This is a genomic window from Tissierella praeacuta DSM 18095 (assembly GCF_900128955.1).
Classification (GTDB): Bacteria; Bacillota; Clostridia; order Tissierellales; family Tissierellaceae; genus Tissierella; species Tissierella praeacuta.
Map to the genome: position 1 here is coordinate 380,298 of NZ_FQTY01000002.1, position 20,071 is coordinate 400,368.

Sequence of the window (20,071 nt, forward strand, 5' to 3'; positions counted from 1 at the left end):
TAAACTTCTGCTCAAAATGAACAGAAGTTAAGATAGAGGAGGCTTTAATGGAGAATATACAATTGAGGAAATTTAATAAGATAGGAATAGGTGGGAGAAGCCCTCCAACTTTTGCTCAAAATGAGCAGAAGTTGAGAAGGCTAAAAACAAAGAAAATAGAACAAATTAACGTAAATAAAGATCACAACGATTGAAGAATAAAAGTTGTGGTCTTTTTTGTTTGAAACGCTAGAAAAATATAACAAAAAGAAATCGGAGGAAGAATATGCAAAAAGAAGTGCTTAATATCAACGGGAATTTAATCAATGAAGTAGAGATAACAATAATTCAAAGCAAGAATGGAGAAGTTAAAGTAGCTAATTTTACCCTTTTTAGAAAGATGGGAAAAGCAGGAGAAAAGAAAAAGGAATATATTAACTGTAATGTCTATGGTGAAAAAGCTGAGCTTGCCAGAGACTTTGAAAAAGGTGATTTTATTCATGTTTTTGGTTATTACAAGGAAGTTGAAAAAGAAGATAAAAGTTATAAAAACTTTATTGTAAAGCATCTCAATAAGGTAGACAAAACAGAAAATACAGTAAACGAGGAGGAAGATTAATGGAATTTTTTACACAGGCGGTAGATGTACTGAAAGTGTTGGTAACAGCAATAGGGGCAGGACTTGGAGCATGGGGAGTCATCAATCTGCTTGAAGGTTATGGCAACGACAATCCCGGTGCGAAATCACAGGGCATAAAACAACTTATGGCAGGGGGAGGGATAGTTTTAATAGGGCTAAAGCTAATCCCGCTACTTGCCAATGTGTTGAAATAAGATGCTTGATTTGTTTGAAAAGATAGAAGAGTTTTTCAAGGATATTATGATTGATGTGATTAAAGATAATCTTTCAGCAATGCTTGTAGATATAAATGACAAGGTATCTACTGTTGCAGTAGAAGTAGGTAAAACTCCGGGTTCATGGAACTCGGAGGTGTTTGCCTTTATAAAATCCATCAATGAAAACGTCGTTTTGCCCATAGCAGCTATTATCCTGACAGCCATTCTTTGCATAGAATTAATTCAAGTGGTCGTACAGAAAAATTCCATGCACGATACAGACACCTTTGAATTTTTTAAATACATTATCAAGATGTGGGTAGCCGTATGGCTGGTATCCCATGCCTTTGAATTTTCTATGGCAGTCTTTGATGTCGCCCAGGAGATGATAGGAAAAGCAGCAGGAGTCGTGGGAAACAGTGCCAATATTACACCCGGTAATTTTGATGCTATGGTCGATGCCCTAAAGACAAAAGAACTTGGAACACTCATCGGAATTGCGCTTGAGACGGGACTTGTTAAAATCTCTTTAACAATTCTGTCCGTTCTAATCACTGTAATCTTATACGGAAGAATGATTGAAATTTATATTTATTGCTCCATTGCAGCTATTCCTTTTGCCACAATGGGAAACAAGGAATGGGGGAGTATTGGAACCAACTTTATCAGAAGTTTATTTGCACTTGGACTACAAGGATTATTTATCTTAATCTTTTTCGGAATCTATGCAGTATTGGTTAAAACCATAAACTTTACAGATATTCATGCAAGTATTTTACAGGTGTTGGCATACGGACTGATACTTGGCGTAATGATGATGAAGTCGGGAAGTATTGCAAAATCAATTCTTAACAGTCATTAGAAGCGACTTTTGTTCAAAATGAGCAAAAGTGAAAAAGTAAAAATAATTCGATTAAAAATAATACAATTAAGAAAAAATATAATTAATAGGAGGAAGCAATGAAGAAATTAAATAAAAAGATAGGAAACATTTTGGGAACGGGAGCAATCCTTTCAGTAGGTATTTTAATTAGAAGGATTGCAGGCAGGAAAACACAAAATATATCAGAATTGGCAGATAGGGATTTTGACTTTGCTAAAACCAAAGGTAAAGAAAGTGCCTTACCCAAAGAAGATTTTGGAACAAAAGATAAAGAAGAAAACTTCTTGGAATTAGAAGATGACCTTGACTTGTTTATGGATGAGTATCTGAAAGAGGAAATAAAAACAGAAGAAGAAAAGCAGGAGGAATTTAGAGAAGTGTCGATAAAGGCATTGGATGTTCTTTTAAAAGAAGTTCTTTCAATCAGTGAAACTTTAAGTCAAATAGAAATGGAGGTCAAAAAACAAGGTAAATATAAAGAACCGGCAGAAGAGTTAGAGAAGGTAAAAGAGGAAATCATCTCACTTTGGGAGCATATCGAAGCACTTTCAAATAACAAAGAAAAAGACAGGGGGTAGGTCATGGCATATGTGAAGATACCTAAGGATCTTAGCAGAGTGAAAACAAAGGTAGCTCTCAACCTTACTAAAAGGCAACTAATCGGCTTTAGTATAGCGGGACTGCTTGGTTTTCCTACTTATCTGTTATGTAAAAACTTCTTAAGTACAGATATTTCGATGATATTAATGAGCTTAGTTGTATTACCGATTTTATTTGTAACGCTTTATGAAAAGGATAATCAGCCGTTTGAAAAACATTTAGCCTATATCTTAAGGTTTCATAAAAGCAAAAAGATAAGAGTATATCAAGCAAAAAGTATTTATAACACAGGAAAGAAAAAAGGCGAGATAAAAATGAGAATAAAAAGAAAAACGCCTATAAGTAAGGCAGGATTAAGTGGCAAAAGGAGGAAAAAAATTGAATAAAGACAAGAAGAAAAAGCAGGAACAAAGAATACAGAAGGATGAACTGGCACTTAAGAAAAATAGGGAAGAATTATCTGAGTTAAAAAAAGTAAACAGGAAAAATGTAAAGAATAAGAGAAATGGGAAATCATCAATTAATAAAAAAGGATGGTTTCCTTTTTTAATGAAATCGGAGAAAAAAGAAACCGTACAGGATACGATTCCTTACAAAAGAATGCTTAAAGATGGGATTTGTCAGATTGAAAAAGAAAAATACAATAAAACTATTCGTTTTTTTGACATTAACTATCGCTTAATGGAAGAAGAAGATCAAGAAGGCATCTTCTCTGAGTTTTCTTCTTTTCTTAACTTCTTTGATTCAAGTGTGGAAGTGGAATTTAACTATATCAACAGTGTCGGCGAAAATGAGGAAATCAATAAATTGATTGACATCAAAGAAATAGGAGATGATTTTAACGAGATCAGAGATGAATACAGACAGATGCTCCTAAGCCAAAGTTCTAAGGGAAATAACGGACTAGCCAAGAGTATGTATTTAACCTTTACCATAGAGGCGGAGGACTTAAAGCAGGCAAAGAGCAGGTTAGAGCGAATAGAAATGGATGTGCTAAATAACTTTAAGCAGATGGGAGTGAAAGCCTATGTACTTGATGGAGAGGAACGCTTAAAAGTTATTCACGATATATTAAATCCAAATGACAGATTAGTTTTCTCCTTTGAGGATTTGAAATACAGCGGACTGACGACTAAGGAATATATTGTGCCGACTTCCTTTAACTTTTCCAAACCTACCTACTTTAAAACCGGAGAAGTATGTGCAGAGGTGAATTTTTTACAGCTTTTAGCATCGGATATTAAAGATGAGATGTTATCCGAGTTTTTGGCTGTGGAAGAAAATATGATTGTTACCTTTCATATCAAAGCCATTGACCAGATGGAAGCGATTAAGAATGTAAAGAGAAAAATAACCGACCTTGATAAGATGAAGCTTGAGGAAAATAAGAAAGCAATTAGAGCAGGGTACGATATGGGTGCGACACGTTCCTTGACAACTACAAATATTGTAGGAAACAAGGCATATACAAAACTTAATTTGTATATAGAACTGATATTCTAAGAGTGGAATGAAGGGGTAACGCCCTGAAACGCTCCCCTAATACTCCTACATGCTATGTAATTTCATTTTATGAAATTGGCTAAAGCATAGTATGAAGCTAGGTGAAGTCGGCAGAAAGATACCGTAAAGTGTAAAAACACTACGAAAGCTGTCCAGAGGTGGATGGTGTATCCCATATGCCGGGGGTCTATAAAATATCTATGGTGAGAATAATTTAGAAATAAGTTTGACAAACTTGCGAATGTAAGGGTCTATACGTAGCTTATGTAGAAATGCATAAACCACGGTCGTGGGGTATGTGGGGTAAAGTAAAAATCCATGTTATGAAATACCCTATTGTGTTACAGGCACAATCAAGCATACAGGCTCATAGTAAGCACCTAAGGATATATGTACAGATAAGAATATTGGAACGTGGGAAGCTGTGAATACAAATGCTAAGGATTAGCAATCCGATGATGTAGTGATAGAAAAAATCGAAAGCTAGTAGCAAATACCAGCAAGTTTAAATAACTTTCCGTTATCGAGATAATCTATCTTAATCACAGTGAAATCAGGGGCACGAGCGTTGATATTTTCTGTAATGGAAAAAGGAGCAACAGCCCCAAGACAGGATTTAGTTTTAATATTATTTTTAAATCTTTCAAGGTTCTTGTATGACTAATAGAAACCAAATCCAAAGGAGGAGGTTGACTTGACTGTGAATACGAACTTAGAGAGAAAACCTAAAAGGCAAAAATTACGCAATGCCGAATACTATGATATGCAAGACTTAATGGATAAACTTTACCAAGAATCAATACAAGGTAAAACATTCAATAAGTTAATGCAGTTGATAACAAGTGAAAACAACATACTTTTAGCCTTTCGTAACATTAAGAATAATAAAGGCTCAATGACAAAAGGTACAGATGGTAGAACGATAAAATACTACAAAGAGTGGTCAGAAGAACAATTTGTAAAATATTTTCAAGATAAGTTTAAAAACTACCACCCCAAAAGTGTTTTAAGAGTTGAAATTCCTAAAACTGGGCAACCAGATAAAACAAGACCGCTTGGTATACCATGTATGGATGATAGAATTGTGCAACAATGCATTATTCAAATATTAGAACCAATATGTGAAGCTAAGTTTCACGCTCATAGTTATGGATTTAGACCTAATAGGTCAGCAAGTCATGCAATTGCAAGAGTACAATCTCTTATGAATGTTAGCAAATTACATTATGTTGTAGATGTTGACATCAAGGGATTCTTTGACAATGTAAATCATGGCAAATTAATTAAACAAATCTGGACTATGGGAATCAGGGATAAAAGTTTGATTTCTATCATTGGCAAAATATTAAAGTCAAAGATTGAGGGGATAGGAATCCCTGAAAAAGGTACACCACAAGGCGGAATAATCAGTCCATTACTCTCAAATATAGTATTGAATGAATTAGACTGGTGGCTTAGTGACCAATGGGAAACAATACAGACAAGACACAAATATACTGCAAGTCATAAATATGATGCCTTAAAAAAATCAAAATTAAAAGAGTTTTTCTTTGTTAGATATGCAGATGACTTTAAAATTTTATGCAGAGATTACAAAACAGCTCAGAAAATATTTGTTGCTGTAAAAGACTGGTTATTTGAAAGGCTAGAATTAAAAATTAGTCCAGAGAAATCAAAGATAACCAACGTTCGCAAAGGAAAAACAGAATTTCTAGGATTTTCACTTTATGTATCCAAAAAAGGTAAAAAGTATGTATCACGAAGTAATGTATCGGATAAAGCGAAAAAGGCAATGAAAATTAAACTCAAAGAACAGATTAAAGAAATACAAAAAGATACTTCACCTCATCAAGTAAATCAGCTTAATTCAATGATACTTGGAATGCACAATTATTACAATATAGCTACTGGGTGCAGTATTGATTTTAGAGAAATAAATTTTGTTGTCAGCAAGAGCCTAAAACATAGACTTAGAGAAAAAACAAAAAAGGCAAAACGAAATAAAAAAGCTAAAAAGTTATTGTCTGGAAAAGTGCCAAAATCAAAAACTTATGAAAGATTCTATGGTAGATATAACCAAAAACCTAAAATAGTGGCAGGTATTCATATCTTTCCAATATATGGTTGTAGGTTTGTTACTCCTAGAATGTTTACGAGAGAGGTAAATAAATATACTCCAACAGGTAGAGCCTTAATACACAAAAATTTATCAACAGGAAGATACCTTGTAGAATATCTTTTAGAAATGAAAGAATATGATAAATCAGTGGAGTATAACGATAATCGTATTTCACTAATGGCTAGGCAAAATGGCAAGTGTGCTGTTACAGGAGAAGCCTTAAACATATTTAATATGGAGTGTCATCATAAAAAGCCTAAATATTTAGGTGGAATGGAAGAATACAAAAATCTAGTATGGCTAAGAACGGAAGTACACAAACTTATCCATGCCACAGATAAAGATACGATTGAAAAATATTTGCACATTTTAAAATTAGATGAAAAAGCACTTAAAAAGGTTAATTCTTTAAGACTATTAGCAGAGAATTTAGAAATAGTAGTAAGTAAAAACTAAATTTTGTTGGAACGCCGTATGCGGGGAAACTCGCACGTACGGTGTGGAGTGGGGGAAAATCTGGAGATAACATCAAAGGATTACCTATCACTATACATCTTGCCAAGTGATTTACTCACCTACGGAGCAGAAGCAAAGAGTCTGCTCTCTGAGCTTCAAAATCATGATGAAAAGATGTTTTTAGTAACTATTCTTTTTATGAATACTAATAAAAGCAAGGGGAAATTAGATAATGCGGTCTTTACCCTAAAGTCCATAGCAAACAGGCATAATTGTAATTTAAAAAACTTAAATTACAGGCAGGAGCAGGGGCTTGTTGCAAGTCTTCCACTCGGAATTAATGAGGTAGAAATTGAGAGAGGTCTTACCACAAGTGCAGCAGCTATCTTTATTCCATTTACAACAGAAGAGTTATTTATCAAGGGAGAGAGCTTATATTACGGTTTAAATGCTTTAAGTCATAATATTATTATGGCAGATCGAAAGAAACTAAAAAATCCGAACGGGTTAATACTTGGAACCCCCGGCAGCGGAAAGTCTTTTGCAGCCAAAAGAGAAATTGCCAATGCTTTTTTAATTACAGACGATGACATCATCATAGCGGATCCGGAGGAAGAATACACACCTCTTGTTAAGGCTTTAAAAGGACAGGTTATAAAGATTTCACCGACAAGTAAGGACTATATTAACCCGTTAGATATAAATATAGACTATTCTGATGAGGACAATCCCTTATCACTAAAATCTGATTTTGTTCTTTCATTATTTGAGCTTGTCGTTGGGGAGAAAAAACTTAGTGCGGAAGAAATATCCGTTATCGACCGTTGCCTGCCACTGTTATATAAAACTTATTTTGAGAATCCTATCCCGGAGAATATGCCGATATTAGAAGATTTATATAATCTTCTTAGGAAGCAGGAGGAAAAAATTGGAAAGAAGCTGGCAGTAGAGATGGAGATTTATGTCAAAGGCTCACTTAATGTCTTTAATCATAGAACTAATGTGGATATGAGCAATCGTGTCATTTGTTATGACATTAAAGAACTTGGAAAACAGCTTAAAAAAATAGGCATGTTAATTGTTCAGGATCAAGTGTGGAACAGAGTAACAATAAATAGAGCGAGTAAAAAAGCGACCCGATATTATGCAGATGAATTTCATCTTCTCTTAAAAGAACCGCAAACGGCTAACTATTCCATTGAAATCTGGAAGCGTTTTAGAAAATGGGGTGGTATGCCCACAGGTTTAACTCAAAATATTAAGGACTTGCTTGCCAGTCCGGAAATCGAAAATATCTTTGATAATACCGACTTTATTTTAATGCTTAACCAAGCAGGAACCGACAGGGATATATTAGCGAAGAAGCTAAATATATCAAAACACCAGCTTTCCTATGTGACCAATTCCAATGAGGGAGAAGGCTTAATCTTCTACGGAAATACTATTGTCCCCTTTATAGATCAGTTTCCTAAAAATACAAAGCTTTATTCTTTGATAACCACCAAACCTACTGAAACAGCAAGAAATAAAGGCGAAAGGGCGGTGAAGTAGTATGCAGGAGAAAAAAGAAAGCTCAATTTTTTTAAAACATCACCTTAATACAATCCTTTGTGGTGATGCTTTACAAACTTTAAAAAACTTTCCTGATGAAAGCATAAACTGTTGCATTACTTCTCCACCCTACTATGGACTTCGGGATTATCATAGGGAAGGACAGATTGGAAGAGAAGGTAGTGTAGAAGCTTATTTAGACAGATTAGTACAAGTATTTCGTGAAGTCAGGAGAGTATTAAAGGGTGATGGTACCTGTTGGATAGTTATTGGCGATAGCTATGCAGGCTCAGGCGGAAAAAACGGAAGCTGTTTTGACCCTAAATATCCAAAGGGAAGAAGCGGACAAATGATGACGAAAAAGATAAAAGGATACAAGTCAAAGGATTTGATGGGAATCCCTTGGCGACTAGCTTTATCTTTAAGAGAGGACGGCTGGTATTTGCGTTCCGATATTATCTGGCATAAAGAAAATGCCATGCCGGAGGCATGTAAAGACCGTCCTACTCGCTCGTATGAACATGTATTTTTGCTCAGTAAATCTCCAAAATATTACTATGATTATAATGTTATGGCAGAGCCAATGAAGGAAGTAAGCAAAAAAAGGTATGTTAGAGGACGCAAAGCAGATAACAAATATCTAAGAGAAGAAGCCGGCATTAAGATACAAAAAATTAATGAGGCAAGAATATATGGAGAGTATAAAGGGGATAATATTCCACAAATTCGCAATAAAAGAGATATTTGGACAATTAATACAGCATCATTTCGAGGAAACCATTATGCAACATTTCCTCCAAAACTTGCAGAAATTTGTATGCTTGCAGGCTGTCAGGAAAGAGGCATAGTCCTTGATCCCTTCATTGGCAGCGGAACAGTAGGATTTGTAGCCTTGTTGAGTAATCGAAACTATATAGGGATTGAGTTGAATGAAGAGTATGTAGAACTTGCAAAGGAAAGAATAGAAAGTGAGGTGAAAGGATTTGGCAAAGAAAAAAAGCAGAATGAAGGCTAGGAAAAACAAAACATACCATATTCACCATAAAAAACAGCTTTTTAATCTGAAAAATCAAGAAAATGAGCATTATAACAGAATGTCTGATGAGCATATATTTCAAAATGAAGAAACTATACCATATAAGCAAAATAAAAAGGGACATGGGCAAGGAAAAAATAAAAGCTTCTACACACAAGAAGAAAATCCAAACTTAGAAAATAATCACCTCAAACAAGGACCTATTCCATCTCAAGCTTCCGGTTTGAGTAGAAAAAAAGCAGAAAAAATTTTTTATGAAAATCAGGAGGTTTTTAAAGAATCCAAACCAAACTTTATGGAAGAAAGCATTGAAGAAAATTCTGTGGAGAGTTCTGTAGAGAGAGCTAGAGATGATTTACTGCCGGAGGATTTGAATTTTAAAAAAGATACCTTATTATCTGAAGAAGAATCAGAAATTGGTAAACAGGAGCAAGGCAGATATAGCTTTAAAAACAAAAATACTGCATTTCATCGTTTGGACGTTCAGGAAGAAACTAATCCTCTGCCTTTTAAAATTAAGAATCATAAAAAAAGGATGAGAAAGCAAATAGATAAGCTTTATAACGGAGAAAAAGAAATCTATGCTCCCTCCTCTAAAGCTATGGGTAATGATGGGATGATTGCTCAGGCAGGCTTTAATGATAAAGCCTTTTATAATGCACCTTCTGAAGATGAAAAAGACGAGGATAATAGAGATAAACTTCAAAAGAAAAGGAGAGTTAAAAATTCTAAAGATTTTAAAAATAAAGTGAAATCAAATGAGAAAGAGAATAAGGCTTGGCAAGAAGCTTCTAAAGAAAATCTAAGCTCAGTCAATAAGCACAGTAAACAGAAAAAATATTTTAAAAGTAATTTTGACAATGAGGAATATACAAGAAATAAATATAAGAAACTTTTTCAAAATGCTAGGGATACTGTAAAAAAGAAAGCCGGCAATCAAGAGAAAGTGCAGAATAAGGCAGCACCCAAAGCTAAAGAGCATTCTAAAAAAGCTGATAAGAAATTTAGAAAACAGGAAAAGAAAATCTTAAAATTACAGCATAAAAAGCAAACTTTAGAAAAGAAATTTAAAAACAAGAATACGGATAACTTACCTTCTAAAGGAGCAATGACAGCAGTGGGGGCAGTAAACAGGTACCTTGAAGGCGGTAAAGAAGATAATGCCGGTGTCAATGCTGCTTATAAGACAACAGACAGTGTAGAGAATCTTGCAAGGAAAGCCTACCGGCAAGGAAAGAAAAAGGCTTTAAAAAGGCAAAAAAAGATAGTAAAGCTTGGAAAGAACATTAAAAAACAAGAAAAGAAGCTCTTCTTTAAGAGAAATATGGAAGAATTTAAAAAAAGTGCTGAATATCAAAACACCTCAAAACTCAGACAGTTCTTTAAGAGAAGGCAATACAAAAAACAAATTCAAAAGAAGTACAAGGAAAATATAAAGAATAAAGTGAAAAAATCCTTGATAGAAGGCAGTAAAAGGGTCGTCGAATTTATAAGAGAAAGAAGCAAAAAAATAGTATTCCTAACGCTTTTAGCGGCAGGAATATTTTTTATGCTCTTTCAAGCAGGAAGCATGGTCATGAACATAGGAACAGGGATGGTAGGGAATACCGTTTCAACAACCTATCTTTCTTCAGAAGAAACTTTGAAAAATATCAATCAGGATTTTCTTTCCTTAGAGCAAGGCCTGCAAGAAGAAATGGAAAATGTAGAGCAAAATTATCCAGGATATGATGAGTATATCATCAAAGGAAAAGAAAAAATCGGTCATAATGTCCATGAACTGCTCTCCTATATTACCTCTCGCTATGGCGTGGTAAAAGAAGTATCTGAAATAAAAGGAGAATTACAACAACTATTTAAGCAAATGTATAGTTTAACCTATAAAGAAGAAATAGAAATCAGATACAGAACCATTACATCTGAGGATGGTGAAAGTAATAAAGAGGCATATGAGTATAAAAAGCTCATTGTAACCTTGGAAAAAAGAGAGATGGATACAATCATCCGAGAAGTGTTCCGCTCTTATCCTGATAATTTATCCCACTATGAAACGCTACTTGCAAGTAAAGGGAATATGGAACTTGCCTTTGGAAGTGGCAACGGAAACTTTTCTGAAATTGTAGATAATCCTGATTTTAAAAATCCGGGGCTGGAATTTAGTGAGGAAAGCGTAAAAAGAATTGTGTCCGAAGCAGAGAAACACATCGGAAAGAGATATGTTTTTGGAGCAAACGGACCAAATAACTTTGACTGCTCTTCCTTTGTCTGTTGGGTGTACACCTATTCAGGAATAAAGAATATGCCACGAACAACAGCTTGGGGTATTTATAAAGATTACTGTAATCCTGTCTCACAAAGCGAAGCAAAGGCGGGAGATATTATATTTTTTAAAGGAACATACAATTCAGGATCGCCAATAAGCCATGTCGGTATTTATGTCGGTAACGGTTATATGATTCATGCAGGCGACCCGATAAAATATGCCAGGATAGATACACCATATTGGATAGATCATTTTTACAGTTTTGGTCGTCCAAGATAGGAGGGAAGAAATTTGAATAAAAAATATCAGAAGAATATTGAAAACCAAAAAGCAATTCAAGAAAAAATAGAAGAGCTTCAGCTGAAGCAGGAAATCTTGAAGGAAGAACAGGAAGAAATGGAGCAGATTGAGATTTTAAAGGCGTATCGAAGTATTGATATTTCCATTGACGAATTTTTAGAGATGATGAGAAATTATAAAAAAGAAAAACAAAGGGAAAAGAAAATAAAAGCTTTGGAACAAGTAAAAGAAAATAGAGAAAAAGTATGGATGGAGGAAGCATAGATGAAAGAAATGAAATGGAAAAAGAATAAGGGAAAAAAATGGATAGGAGCCTTTTGCTTACTGATGACATTTATTATATGGCAGGTTATCTGTCCTGCTTATATTTTCGCACAGGTTAAAGAAAGCGAAATAGAAAGTGAGGAGATTAAGCAAACACTTACTGAAGATAAAGAGGAAGAAAAAAGCGTACGTTTTCCAAATAAACTAGAAGCCAAAGAGCCTCCAAATAATAATCAGGAGGCAGATAATGTTAATAAAGGTATTCCTAGCGTGGCAAGCAGCTCCAAAGCACAGCTTGTGGAAAATGTAAATAATGCCAATCAGGATTATCCAATTCATCATGGAGAAGGTACAGGTGAGGAAAATGATAAATACTCTGCTGATGCCAGACAGTTCATTACCTTTAAAACAAAGTCCGGAAAGACCTTTCATCTTATTATTAATCATGATGAGGAAGGACAAAATGTTATGCTACTTACGGAGGTCAGCGAGGATGATCTGTTAAATATGGTTGAAATCAAAGAAAAGCCAAAAGAAGTAAAAAAGATGGAAGAAATGCCACCGCAGGCGGAAGTAAAAAAAGAAGAACCGGTAAAGGAGGCACCTAAAAAGGAAGAAAAGTCAGGGGCGGGGTTATATCTTTTTTTAGGAGCAATCATCATAACAGTTGCTGGAGTGGGATATTATTTTAAGATTTATAAGAAAAATTTGGAAGAAAGTGAGGATGATGAAGATTATGATGAGCTTGAGGACGATTATGAGAATGAAGAAAAATACGATACCGATAATGACATTGATGAGGTAATAGCCGATAAACAGGAAGAAAATGAGGTGGATGATATGGCGATTGACGCTTATGAGGATGAAGATGAATAAAGATATAAAAAGAAAAATGTAAATTTAAATGTTGTATTTGTGCTTACTAAATGATATAAGGTACGCACATTTGCAACGTATAAGTACAGACATTAGCTCTGGATTGAATTTATAGCTAAATTAGGGTATAATCTAAAAGTAAATACTTTAAATATGACAGGTCCAAGCCAAATGTGGATGGGCATATTTTTTACCAAAGAAATTAAATAATATATGATAAAATATCCGTAATATGAGATGCTACCTTGTGGTATAAAGGAGGTGTAGTGAAAATGGATTTATCAAAATATATTGGAGAAGCTACTTCCTACGATAAAAAAGAAAAACTTGAGGTAAATAAACCGAAGAGTTGGCTAAAAAGTGTTAGTGCCTTTGCAAATGAAAACGGAGGGGCTTTAATATTTGGTATTTCTGATACAGATGAGCTTATCGGACTGGAAGATTATAGGAAAGATTCTGAAATTATTAGTGAAATAATTAAGAGTAAAATGGATCCTATTCCTAAAATAAAGCTTGAAAATTATAATGAAAATGAAAAGTATTTTATTGTTCTTCATGTAGAAGCAGGAAGTGAGACGCCATACTATATTATAGATGGTGGAAATAGGTCTTCGTATATAAGAATTGGGAATCAGAGTGTTGTCGCTACAAGTATTGACCTCAAAAATTTAGTATTAAAGGGAATGAATAGAACCTTTGATACCATACAGACAGACATTAATGTCAAAGATGCAACATTTAATAAATTAAGAATTGAATATGAAAAAAGGACAAATAAAAAATTTGAAGAAAAAGATTTATTATCTTTTGGTTTAATAACAAAGGATAATTTTTTAACTTATGCAGGAGCCTTGTTTGCGGATGGATATTTAATATATCAATCAAGGATATTTTGTACCAGATGGAATGGACTGACAAAGGCTAGCGGTTTAATGGAAGCACTTGATGATAATGAATTTGAGGGAAATATTTTACTTTTACTTGAGAATGCGTTGAATTTTACAAAGGTAAACACAAAAAAGATGTGGCGAAAAGGACCGATTTATCGTGAAGAATATCCGGAATATTCAAAGAGAGCAGTTCAAGAAGCAATTGTCAATGCTTTAATTCATAGAGATTATAGTGTTATTGGAAGTGAAGTTCATATTGATATATTTGATGATAGGATGGAAATATACTCTCCCGGCGGAATGTATGATGGAACCTTAATTCAAGATGTAGACCCATATACGATTTCTTCAAGTAGAAGAAATCCGGTTCTTGCAGATATTTTTGGAAGAATGGATTTAATGGAAAGACGAGGAAGCGGTCTTAAAAAAATAATAGAGAGTTATGAATTTGAGAAGAACTATAATGAGGATTTAAAGCCACAATTCATATCTACACGAAGTTCATTTTTTACTATTTTAAAGAACTTAAATTATGATGGTCAAAGTGAGGGTAAAAATGACGGTCAAAGTGAGGGTAAAAATGACGGTCAAAGATTAAAACCTAAAGCTAGGCAAGAAAAAATAATTCATATAATGAAAGATAAACAGAATATTACGGCACTTGAGCTATCAAAATTATTCTCTGTATCTGTAAGTACAATAGAGAGAGATTTGAAAAAATTAACTGATGAAAAAGTAATTGAATATACCGGTAGTGCTAAAGATGGCTATTGGATAGTAAAAAAATAAATAATGACATAATAACAAGTAGATATAACTTTATCTTAAATACGACATAGTGTTTGAGAGAAACCTTTGAGCGAGAGAGTACAATCTTTCGCTCTTTTTTTATATGATATGAGGAGGATTGTATGAAACTTAAGTTAGTAGTAACAGAAAAACCAAGCGTGGCAATGAGTTTATCAAAGGTTATCGGTGCAACAAGTAGGCAGGATGGATACTATGAAGGGAACGGCTATTTGGTGTCCTGGTGTGTAGGACATTTAATACAGATGGCAAACCCTTCTGCTTACAATGAAAAATATGCCAAGTGGAAATTAGAAGATTTACCAATCATTCCCAAGCAGTATAAATATGAAGTAGTAAATGCAACTAAAAAACAATTCAACATTCTTAAAAAGCTTATGAATAGCAAAGAAATTGAAACAGTTATCAATGTCTGTGATGCGGGGCGTGAGGGAGAATTAATTTTTAGATTGGTATATGAACAGGCAAAATGCAATAAGGATGTCAAAAGACTTTGGATTTCATCAATGGAAGATACAGCAATAAAAGAAGGCTTTAAACACTTAAAAGATGGAAAAGCGTATGAAACTCTATATCAATCCGCCCTTGCCAGAAGTAAGGCGGATTGGCTTGTCGGCATGAATATGAGCAGGCTATACTCTCTTCTTTACAATCAAAACTATTCTGTCGGCAGAGTACAGACACCAACTCTAGCAATGATAGTGGATAGAGATGAGGAAATTAAAAATTTTACGAAAGAAAAATACTATACAGTAGAGCTTGCTCTTTCTGATTTCACTTTATCTACAGACAGAATAGATAGTCTTGAAGTAGCCAAGCAGCTTATAAGAACAGTTAAAGACAAGATAGAAATAACTGCTGTCATTAAAAAAGAAAAGGTAACAAAGCCGGATTTGCCCTTTGATTTAACTACCTTGCAAAGAGAGTGCAACAAGTATTTCGGATTTTCAGCAAAGCAGACACTTGATTATGCTCAAAGCCTTTATGAAAAAAAGCTTATCACCTATCCAAGAACGGACAGCAGATATTTAACAGAAGATATGATTACGAGTGTAGTAAATAACATATTAGGCAAAAATGACTTTGATACAGCTCGTATTAAGGTCATTTTTAATTCAAGTAAAGTAAGTGATCACCATGCCATTATTCCAACGGCAAGCTCAATTAAAGAAGATATAAACACATTGCCACAAAGCGAAGCGAGAGTGTATAGATTGATTTTAAATAAGCTTCATGCAAGTGTAGGCTATCCTCTTACTGAAAACATTACAAAACTGATAGTAGAGTTAGGCGATTTTTTATTTACAAGTACAGGCAAAATAATTGCGGAAGAAGGCTTTACAAAGTATTTAAAGGGATATAAAGCAAAAAAAGAAGAAGTTACTTTGCCAGGTGTAAGTGTTGGAGATGTTTTTGATGTAAAAGAAAAAGAAATCAAGGAAAAATATACGACACCGCCAAAGCATTTTACTGAGGATACTCTTTTAAAGAGTATGGAGCTTGCAGGAAGTGAGGCATTGGAAAAAGATGTTGAAGTAGAAAGAAAAGGACTCGGCACTCCTGCAACAAGGGCAGGCATTATTGAAAGCTTAATCTACAAAGGCTTTATAGAAAGAGATAAGAAGAATCTGGTTGCAACACAAAAAGGAAAATCCCTGATAGAGATTGTAGCAGATAACTTTAAGTCCGCAAAAACTACTGCCAAATGGGAAATGGAATTATCCGATATAGCACAGGGTAAATCTTCCAAGAAAGAATTTTTATCGGGTATTGAAACTGAGATAAAAGAGACTATTGCAAAATGTCAAGGGGCTTAACCTATGTTTGATACATTAATGAAATTTGATAAAGGTAGGGCAACTTTAGACTTCTATGCCACGGATAAGAGAGCTATAGAGGAGCTTTTAAACAGAGAAAAATTTAGAAAAACAGTCTATGAGCCTGCTTGCGGACAGGGACATATCGGAAATGTGCTGGAAGAATATGGCTATAAGGTAAAAGCAACAGATATTTGTTACAGAGGTTATGGTGAAGAAAGAGAGGTGGATTTTTTTACGGTTAATGAAAATACTTTAGACATAGTAACTAATCCACCTTATTTTTGTGCTGATAATTTCATAAAACATGCTCTTGAAATATCTGCTCCAAAAGTAAAAATAGCAATGCTCTTTCGGCTGGCATTTTTGGAGGGACAAAAAAGATATAAATTATTTAAGGATCACCCTCCACAAAGCGTATATGTATTTTCTAAAAGACTTAGCTGTGCTAAAAATGGGAATTTTCACGAGTGTAAAAGCAATGCCATTGCATTTGCCTGGTTTATATGGGAAGTAGGTTATACAGGAAGAACGGAAATAAAATGGATTTTATAAAAAAATAGTAGCAAAGAATATAATTTAAGGAGGAAAAGATGAACGATAATACTAAAAACATTCAAGGACAGGAAGAACAGACAAAGGAAGTCATAAACGAGATTAAAGAAGAATATGTAAAGACAGCAGATTTTTTAGAAAACAATACCAATGAACAGTTTAAGATAGCTGGAGAGCTTAAAGAGGAACTGAAAAACAATGATTTTGATGCAAATATTGAAGAGTTAAAAGCCTTAAAAGAAGAAATTACAGGTCTTAAAGCAGAGATTAAAAGGCTTAATGAGATGGAGAATATAAGTCTCAGCTCTCTTGTTATTAAAGATATTAAGGCAGTAGGAAATTCTCTTATTAATCTTCAGGAAAAAGCGATAGGAAGCATTAAACATCTTTATGATAACATGAAACATCAGCTTTCCTATAATCTTACCAAAGCACAGGAGAAACTTGTGAAAGTGAAAATAGGAGTGGTAAAGGGTCTGGTAAACTCAATGCAGAGTTTTATTAAGGATCAGCAAAAGAAGTTGGACAGTTGCCTTGAAAAACTGGATAATTTGTCTAAAGAGATTCAAAAGGATGAAGAAAATTTAAATAAGGAAAATAAAGAAGAAATTAAACAGCCGGATAATGAAAAAGAAGATAGCAAGATAACTGAAAAAGTATCTGAAAGAGCTAATAGTAGTGAAAAATCAGAAAATAATCCTCAAAAGGCTGATGACAGAAAATTAAAAAATATAGAAAGAAAACCCTCTGTATTAAAGGCGCTTAAAGAAAATCAGCAAAAAATCAGGCAGGAAGAACAGGGGAAAGGAGAAAAGACAGCAAAAAAAGATAAAGGAATGGAAATATAATGGAAAAAGATGACCTTATCAAACGATATGAAAATATTCCAAGTGAGTTAAAACAGGAGAAACGCTGGTGTCTATATAAAATGATTCAAAGAAATGGAAAGAACACGAAACTACCCTTGATGCCAAACGGAAAACCTGCCAAATCCAATGATAAAACGACATGGAATTCTTATGAAGATTGCATAGCAGCACTTAATCGAAATATTGGTGATGGACTTGGATTTATGCTTGGAGATGGTTATATTGGAATTGATATAGATAAGGTAAGTGATGAAGTCTTTGAATATATGCAAAATAAAAACGCTAATTCCATGACAGCCAATTTTTTAAGAGAAATTTCCACCTATGCCGAGATTTCTCCGTCAAAAACAGGATTACATTTTATCGGAAAAGGTAAAGTTCCTGGAGAAAGAAAAAGATATAAAAATCTTGAAATTTATGATAAGGATAGATTTTTTACAGTTACCGGTAATGTTATAAAAGACAGAGACAGGAATAAAGTAATAAACATTGACAGTGAGTTAAACCCCTTATATGAAAGATATATGTCCAAAACAAATGCAATTATCAGTGAAAATAAAAGAAGTCCAACTGTTACTTCTTACAAGGGGGATCAAGATATATTAGAAAAGTTATTTGACAGGGGATATTTTTCATATACAGGAGAAGATTTAAGACAAATTTACTATGGTAATTATGAAATCTATTTTAACAGCCAGTCGGAGGCTGATTTTTTTATACTACAAAGGCTGCTTTACTATACAGGAAATGTAGAAATGGCAATATCCTTTATGGAAAATAGCGGACTAAAACGAGAGAAATGGTATAAAAAAAGAGCGGGAACCGACTATATTCACTATATAGCAAATAAAGCAATAAGTTCCATGAATAGATTTTACGATTGGAATCGTTCCTATGAAAAGATTCAAAGGAATAACGAGTTTAGAAGAACAAAGGAAAGGGGAGAATATGAGCATTCAAAAAACAACATGGAGGTGGATAAGATGCCAAGATATAAATTCAGTGAAGTAAAAGAAATGCTCTATTATGCAAAAGAAGAATTTAAAGAAGATATAGATAGATATGAAACCTATCTTAAGGTAGTGGGAAACAACTATAAATATCCGTATTTTAATCAGCTTAGCATATATACAGTAAATGAAAAGGCAACAGCCTGTGCGGAATATGACTATTGGAAGAGTGTCGGAAGAAATGTAAGTAGGGGAGAAAAGGGAATTCCAGTCTTAGACATCGAAAAAGAGAAGATAAAATATATCTTTGATATAAGCCAGACAGTGAGTTTAAATCATAATATTTCTGAAGTGAAATTATGGAAATATCATAATGAAAAGCATATAACTGCTTTAGATACCCTGATTGATACCTTTAAAGAGAAAAACAGTAACCTTATATTTTCTACAGAAGATAAGATAAATACACTTGTTTCGCTATATACGAGGCAGATATTAAATAAGGTACTTAATTCTTTAAGTGATGAAACCTTAAAAGACAACAGTAAGGTCGATATACTCCATTTTTTGGAAGAATCCGCAAAGGTGTCGGTATATGAAAGAATGGGACTGCATTTTTTAGGGGATAGGGAAAAATTAAAGCTGCTTTCAGGAGTTTCAAGTACGCAAGATATTGACAGATTGCTTGCCTATACTTCAAACAATGTAAAAAGAATCCTTATGGATATAGGTAGAGAAATTTCAAAAGTGGAAGAAAGAGAAAAATTTTCAGAAATTCAAAAAAGGGAGCAGACAAAAAAGGAGCAGGAGCGTTATAATACTATTACAGATGAAATGAAACAAACTGTCGAAATGATAGAAAATGAAAAAGAAAGAAATAAAGGAGGCTTGGAAGATGAAAGAAACCGTAGTGATGGCAAAGAAGGAATACATCTTGGAAAACGAGATTTATACACCGATCGTGAAAGAGAGTCCGTTCGAGAGACAGGGAGGAACTTACAGACTGGAAATGATGGAGGATGGATCGGAAGTGTTAATTCCGAATATGAAACTGCCGCAGAAACTGAACTTAAGCAAACTGAACCGATTTGGCAAAGCGAGACTGAAATATCTCAAAGAGGAAAGAGGAGAAGAATATCAGATTATGCTGATGGAAGAAGCACTAATGGATCATCTGTTGGACATTCAGGAACAAGTGGAGAACTTCATAGATATAGAAGAGCCGAAAATGAAAGAGGCTTGGGAGATGACCACAGAAATGCAGGATCAGGACTTTTTGAAGTACGCAGCTTTGAAGAAAAACTTGGATATGACACTTACAAGAATGGCGATGGAACAAATCGTTTGGGCATAGATGAGCAACAGGAAGAAAATACACAAAGTTTAGAACAAGAACATATAGAAGATGAGGGTAAAGAAGTCGATAAGGCTTCTTTTTCTTTTGCTCAAAACGTAGGAATTCAAGGTAGATTTGAATTACCGATGCAGCAAGAAGAAATTGATGCTGTTTTAATTC

The 20,071-nt window shown here is 34.1% G+C and carries 17 protein-coding genes and 2 pseudogenes; all 19 read left to right on the top strand.

Features of this window, described 5'->3' with window-relative positions; genetic code table 11:
- Positions 1–47: 47 nt before the first annotated feature.
- The 19 genes and pseudogenes from BUB33_RS15980 to BUB33_RS16875 all read left to right on the top strand — a co-directional run bounded on the left by BUB33_RS15980 (position 48) and on the right by BUB33_RS16875 (position 19,909).
- On the top strand, positions 48–194 hold the full coding sequence (locus BUB33_RS15980) for a hypothetical protein (RefSeq protein WP_159429161.1): 147 nt from the start codon (positions 48–50) through the stop codon (positions 192–194).
- A 71-nt stretch (positions 195–265) separates the two neighbouring features.
- Positions 266–598: a single stranded DNA-binding domain-containing protein gene (locus tag BUB33_RS04480; protein WP_072973586.1), complete on the top strand. Its 333-nt coding sequence runs from the start codon at positions 266–268 to the stop codon at positions 596–598.
- Positions 598–813 carry a Maff2 family mobile element protein gene (locus BUB33_RS04485; RefSeq protein ID WP_062624938.1) on the top strand — a complete coding sequence of 72 codons (216 nt, stop codon included), beginning with the start codon at positions 598–600 and terminating at the stop codon, positions 811–813. The genes BUB33_RS04480 and BUB33_RS04485 overlap by 1 nt, the downstream gene beginning before the upstream one ends.
- A gap of 1 nt (position 814) precedes the next feature.
- The gene (locus tag BUB33_RS04490; protein ID WP_062624939.1) at positions 815–1,678 is read left to right on the top strand and encodes a VirB6/TrbL-like conjugal transfer protein, CD1112 family; all 864 of its coding nucleotides are present in this window, start codon (positions 815–817) and stop codon (positions 1,676–1,678) included.
- 98 nt (positions 1,679–1,776) lie between these two features.
- Complete coding sequence (locus BUB33_RS04495; RefSeq protein ID WP_072973588.1) at positions 1,777–2,277, top strand: hypothetical protein; 501 nt, start codon at positions 1,777–1,779, stop codon at positions 2,275–2,277.
- Between the two features lie 3 nt (positions 2,278–2,280).
- Entirely contained in the window at positions 2,281–2,685 is a 405-nt protein-coding gene (locus tag BUB33_RS04500; protein WP_072973590.1) for a PrgI family protein, read from the top strand.
- On the top strand, positions 2,678–3,802 hold the full coding sequence (locus tag BUB33_RS04505) for a hypothetical protein (protein ID WP_084725155.1): 1,125 nt from the start codon (positions 2,678–2,680) through the stop codon (positions 3,800–3,802). The genes BUB33_RS04500 and BUB33_RS04505 overlap by 8 nt, the downstream gene beginning before the upstream one ends.
- A gap of 700 nt (positions 3,803–4,502) precedes the next feature.
- Positions 4,503–6,377 carry a group II intron reverse transcriptase/maturase gene (ltrA, locus tag BUB33_RS04510; RefSeq protein WP_084725169.1) on the top strand — a complete coding sequence of 625 codons (1,875 nt, stop codon included), beginning with the start codon at positions 4,503–4,505 and terminating at the stop codon, positions 6,375–6,377.
- 48 nt (positions 6,378–6,425) lie between these two features.
- A pseudogene (locus tag BUB33_RS04515) lies at positions 6,426–7,928 on the top strand (VirB4-like conjugal transfer ATPase, CD1110 family); the annotation flags it as partial.
- Between the two features lies 1 nt (position 7,929).
- Entirely contained in the window at positions 7,930–8,943 is a 1,014-nt protein-coding gene (locus BUB33_RS04520; protein ID WP_072973595.1) for a DNA-methyltransferase, read from the top strand.
- A complete protein-coding gene (locus tag BUB33_RS04525) occupies positions 8,912–11,506 on the top strand; it encodes a C40 family peptidase (protein WP_200778118.1) in 2,595 nt (864 codons plus the stop codon). The genes BUB33_RS04520 and BUB33_RS04525 overlap by 32 nt, the downstream gene beginning before the upstream one ends.
- 12 nt (positions 11,507–11,518) lie before the next feature.
- A complete protein-coding gene (locus BUB33_RS04530) occupies positions 11,519–11,791 on the top strand; it encodes a conjugal transfer protein (RefSeq protein WP_072973598.1) in 273 nt (90 codons plus the stop codon).
- Positions 11,792–12,667: a CD1107 family mobile element protein gene (locus BUB33_RS04535; protein ID WP_072973600.1), complete on the top strand. Its 876-nt coding sequence runs from the start codon at positions 11,792–11,794 to the stop codon at positions 12,665–12,667.
- A gap of 272 nt (positions 12,668–12,939) precedes the next feature.
- Positions 12,940–14,346, top strand: a complete 1,407-nt coding sequence (locus BUB33_RS04540; protein WP_072973602.1) for an AlbA family DNA-binding domain-containing protein — start codon at positions 12,940–12,942, stop codon at positions 14,344–14,346.
- 122 nt (positions 14,347–14,468) lie between these two features.
- Positions 14,469–16,181 (top strand): DNA topoisomerase 3, encoded by a 1,713-nt coding sequence (locus BUB33_RS04545; RefSeq protein WP_072973604.1) that lies wholly within the window; start codon positions 14,469–14,471, stop codon positions 16,179–16,181.
- A 3-nt stretch (positions 16,182–16,184) separates the two neighbouring features.
- A complete protein-coding gene (locus tag BUB33_RS04550; protein WP_072973606.1) occupies positions 16,185–16,736 on the top strand; it encodes a conjugal transfer protein in 552 nt (183 codons plus the stop codon).
- Between the two features lie 38 nt (positions 16,737–16,774).
- Positions 16,775–17,584 (top strand): conjugal transfer protein, encoded by an 810-nt coding sequence (locus BUB33_RS04555; RefSeq protein WP_072973608.1) that lies wholly within the window; start codon positions 16,775–16,777, stop codon positions 17,582–17,584.
- Positions 17,585–18,129: 545 nt separating this feature from the next.
- Positions 18,130–18,474 (top strand): annotated as a pseudogene (locus tag BUB33_RS16870) (phage NrS-1 polymerase family protein); the annotation flags it as partial.
- A gap of 1,126 nt (positions 18,475–19,600) precedes the next feature.
- Complete coding sequence (locus BUB33_RS16875) at positions 19,601–19,909, top strand: TnpV protein (RefSeq protein ID WP_422821945.1); 309 nt, start codon at positions 19,601–19,603, stop codon at positions 19,907–19,909.
- The last annotated feature ends 162 nt before the right edge of the window (positions 19,910–20,071 follow it).